The organism is uncultured Methanobrevibacter sp., from assembly GCF_946184425.1.
Classification (GTDB): Archaea; Methanobacteriota; Methanobacteria; order Methanobacteriales; family Methanobacteriaceae; genus Methanocatella.
In genome coordinates this window covers 1-4,229 of the sequence record NZ_CAMHFP010000075.1, presented here as the reverse complement: position 1 = coordinate 4,229, position 4,229 = coordinate 1, and the positions used below count along the sequence as shown (strand labels likewise).

5 protein-coding genes are annotated in these 4,229 nt (G+C 38.3%); all 5 read right to left on the bottom strand.

Going from position 1 to position 4,229, the window contains the following annotated elements; all coding sequences use genetic code 11:
* The coding region (gene pdxS / locus Q0P94_RS10350) for a pyridoxal 5'-phosphate synthase lyase subunit PdxS (protein ID WP_295116341.1) at positions 1-664 on the bottom strand (664 nt) is incomplete at its 3' end.
* Positions 665-849: 185 nt separating this feature from the next.
* On the bottom strand, positions 850-1,029 hold the full coding sequence (locus tag Q0P94_RS10345; RefSeq protein WP_295116338.1) for a zinc ribbon domain-containing protein: 180 nt from the start codon (positions 1,027-1,029) through the stop codon (positions 850-852).
* Between the two features lie 74 nt (positions 1,030-1,103).
* The gene (locus Q0P94_RS10340) at positions 1,104-2,027 is read right to left on the bottom strand and encodes a DUF1848 domain-containing protein (RefSeq protein WP_295116334.1); all 924 of its coding nucleotides are present in this window, start codon (positions 2,025-2,027) and stop codon (positions 1,104-1,106) included.
* Between the two features lie 24 nt (positions 2,028-2,051).
* On the bottom strand, positions 2,052-3,209 hold the full coding sequence (locus Q0P94_RS10335) for a thiolase domain-containing protein (protein WP_295116331.1): 1,158 nt from the start codon (positions 3,207-3,209) through the stop codon (positions 2,052-2,054).
* Positions 3,210-3,222: 13 nt separating this feature from the next.
* On the bottom strand, positions 3,223-4,229 hold a 1,007-nt coding region (locus tag Q0P94_RS10330; RefSeq protein WP_295116328.1), incomplete at its 5' end, for a hydroxymethylglutaryl-CoA synthase.

The following is a 4,229-nucleotide window of genomic DNA, read 5'->3' as shown; positions in this document are numbered from 1 at the left end:
ATGCGTCAGCAGGTGTTGCAATTCCTCCTGCAGCAAAGTTGACAACAGGTAATTTGCCCAATTCTGCAGTTTGCTTTACAAGTTCAATTGGAGCTTCGATGTTTCGCGCATATTTCCAGAGTTCCTCTTCCTCCATTCCATGTATTGTTCTGATTTCTCCCATCACCATTCTCATGTGGCGAACTGCTTCTACAATGTTTCCTGTTCCAGGTTCTCCTTTGGTACGAATCATAGCTGCACCTTCGTCAATTCTCCTTAGTGCTTCACCAAGGTTACGTGCACCACATACGAATGGTATTGTAAATTCCTTTTTGTTAATGTGATATTCTTCATCTGCAGGTGTCAACACTTCACTTTCATCAATCATGTCAACTCCTAGGGTTTCCAATATTTGCGCTTCTGCAATATGGCCTATTCTTGCCTTTGCCATTACAGGGATGGATACTGCATCAACCACCTCTTCAACAATTGTTGGATCAGCCATTCTGGCCACTCCCCCAGCTGCACGAATGTCTGCAGGTACCTTCTCAAGTGCCATTACTGCCACCGCCCCTGCATCTTCTGCAATTGAAGCCTGTTCTGCATTCACTACGTCCATAATGACTCCGCCTTTTGTCATTTTTGCGAAACCTTCTTTTAGTACTTTTGTTCCTTTTTCTACCATTTTTTTGTTCTCCTATTTCTGAATTGCTTGAAGGGTATATATTAAAAGGGCTCCCTAAAACGTTAATATAACAATAGTTATAATAACAATTATTAGTATATATTTTATCTATTTATATTTTTATCTATTTGAACCACCCCACCCTTAAAGAGGGTGGGGATTCCTGAATTTTTTCATTTGATTGGTTAATTTAAATGTTTTTTCAGGCCATCCCCGTTGAACCAGCGATTTAGTATATTAATTGCGGCGTTTATGTCTCTATCATGTGTTTTTCCGCAGTTTGTGCATTTCCATTTGCGTGTTTTGACTTTTAACTCTTGTTTTATGTGTCCACAGTGGTGACATACCCATTTTAATATCAACACTCAAAAAAAAAATAAATATTCCCCAACTGCACAAATGATAAAAAACACAAAAGTGACAGTCCAAATGTATCAGTTTAAAATAATTTTTGCTGTAAATCAATATAACTGGGTTCATTGACCTCTTTTACAACATCACTTTCCTTAACATCACCAATCAGCAATGGCGAATCCGGATTATGCAACTTTTGGTTCCTTTTGACCAGCTTCATGTTGCTGTTGGCATAGCAGTATCTGCATCCATGCATACACGTATTATATGCTCCAATATCCCTTCCAAATATACAATTGCATTCACGACTCTTGTATTTTCCTTTAGGTAATTTTAAATTATTCTCAATAGCTTTTTCAATCACCTGCTGAGTCATGCAACCTGACGAGTCACAGCCGAACTGGTCAAGGAGTGTGCCTTCCAGACATGTTTTAATCTGAATATCATTTTCACGAGCAATTTCTGCAAAATTTTCACCAATTATTATCTGTTCTTCAGTTGTAACCTCTCCAGCTTCAGGAAAATTCCTTAAAACCTTCTGATACAAATCAATGAAACTGATTGTGCAGTCATGAGTGTAACCCGCCAACAGTGAAGATATTTCTTCAAATTTGTCAATGTGGAAATTCAAGTCATATTTATCAGTTATGAAAATAGGGTCATGTCTCCATGCAATGGCATTTGTTTCCACATTTTCAGAGATTTCCTTAAATGTCTTAATAACATTTTTATAGTTAGGAACATTGACTTCAACATCTCTTTCATATGGATTTATTGTCAAAAACCAGTACTGCTTATAATCAGACAGTTCATCCAAGTGTTTTACCAACGGTTTGGGATTTTTTGAGCAGAAGCACATGCAGTCAACGTTTTTCGCAGAAAAAGTATACTTATAAATCTGACCATTATAAGGATTTCTTGAGTAAACAAAACCTTCATGCACTCTGTTTAAGAACCATTTGTGAAAAAAAGCCGGAATATCAGTTCTTGAACCAGTATTAAGTATCATGAAAAAAAGAAAAAGTAAAAGAGATTATAAATCTCTTCCGAAAATGTGTACTGCTGCAGTACCTCCGGTACCACCGATGTTATGAGTCATACCGATTTCCGCACCGTCCACTTGGCGTCCACCAGCTTCACCTCTAAGTTGCCATACGATTTCAGCAGCCTGAGCAATACCTGTAGCACCTAACGGGTGTCCACGTGCTTTAAGACCACCTGATGAGTTGATTGGGAAATCACCATCAATTTCAGTCTGACCTTCTTCGATAGCTATTCCACCTTTACCTTTCTCAGCAAATCCGAGGTCTTCAACTGCTAAAAGTCCGTTGATTGAGAAACAGTCATGCACTTCAGTAACATCAATATCCTTAACAGTGACTCCTGCCATATCATAAGCTTTTCTGGATGCAACTTTAGTGGATTCAATAGTAGTAATGTCTTTTCTATCATGTAAAGTTAAAGTTCCAGAAGCCTGTGCAGAAGCTTTTACATAAATCGGAGTATCAGTGAACTTTTTAGCCATATCGGCAGGTGCAATAACAACTGCTGCTGCTCCATCACTGACAGGAGAACAGTCAAGCAATGTTAACGGATCTGCCACCATAGTGGAGTTCAATACTTTATCAACACTAATTTCAAATGGGAATTGAGCATTAGGGTTTTTAGATGCATTCTTGTGGTTTACTACAGAAAACTGTGCCAACTGTTCACGGGTAGTACCATATTCGTACATGTGTCTTTTTGCAATCATTGCATATAATGATGGGAAAGTAGCTCCTTGCTGTGCTTCCCATTCCTGATCTGATGCAGTAGCAATAGCTGGAGTAGCATCTACAACATCAGTCATTTTTTCTACACCTGCAGAGATTACCACATCATGAAAACCTGATGCAACCGCCATGATTCCCTGTCTTAAAGCAAGTCCACCTGATGCACAAGCAGCTTCAACTCTTGTGGAAGGAATTGGATTAAGACCAACATGGTCTGAAATAAGCGCTGCAATGTGTTCCTGTTCTACAAATAGTCCTGAAGACATGTTTCCAACAAACAGTGCTTCAATATCATTACCATCAATACCTGCGTCAACAATAGCTTTTAAACCTGCTTCAGCAATTAAATCTCTAAATGATGAATCCCATAATTCACCAAATTTTGTTTGTGAAACTCCTATAATCGCAACATCTCTCATATTTTAAGCCCCCTTACATTTTAATTTTGCCTTTGAATTTAGCATACACAGCATAATCAACGTAGGTTTTTTGATCAATTATTTCTTGTGTTTTTGGAGCTAATTCTCTTCTTTCCTCTATTTCATCTTTAACAGTAATAGTGAATCCATCACTTCCCGCACCTGATCCGTATGAAATAACAAATATGTTATCCCCAGGTTTTGCAACATCCAAAATATTGGATAATGCAAGAGGTACAGCACCAGAATAGGTATTTCCAATATTTGGAGTTAAAAGACCTTGTTTTATTTGTTCTGATGTGAAACCTAATTTTTTACCTGCTCTTAAGTAAAATTTACCGTTAGGCTGATGGAAACAAGCATAATCATAATCTTCCGGTTTGGAATCAGTTTCTTCAAATAACATTTTAGCTGTGCTTAAAACATGCTTGAAATAAGCTGGCTCTCCGGTAAAACGACCTCCATGAGAAGGATAATTTTGACCTTCCCTCCTGTAGAAATCAGGAGTGTCAGTTGTGAAACTGCATGTATGGTTAATATCTGCAATAGTGTTTTCTTTACCAATCACATAAGCTGCTCCACCAGCGGATGCAGTGTATTCCAATGCATCACCCGGTGCACCTTGTGAAGTATCAGCACCAATAGCCAAACCATATTCAATCATTCCAGATTTTACAAGACCCATGGTCATTTGAATACCCGCAGTTCCTGCTTTACATGCAAATTCTAAATCAGCAGCAGTTAATTTTGGAGTTGCACAAACAGCTTCTGCAACAATGGAAGCTGTTGGTTTAACCGCATAAGGATGTGATTCGGAACCAACATAAATAGCACCGATTTTACTTGGATCAATCTGAGCTCTTGCTAGAGCATATCTAGCAGCGGTTACTGCAATAGTTGCAGTATCTTCATCAGCAGAAGGAACGGATTTTTCATTAACAACTAATCCATTTGATAAAGCAACTGGGTCATCTCCCCATACTTTAGCAATTTCTTCTACCTTAATTCTATATGACGGCA

Coding starts and splice junctions, on each gene's coding strand:
- Q0P94_RS10340 (WP_295116334.1), bottom strand. CDS start 2,027: ATGATACTTAATACTGGTTCAAGAACTGATATTCCGGCTTTTTTTCAC.
- Q0P94_RS10335 (WP_295116331.1), bottom strand. CDS start 3,209: ATGAGAGATGTTGCGATTATAGGAGTTTCACAAACAAAATTTGGTGAA.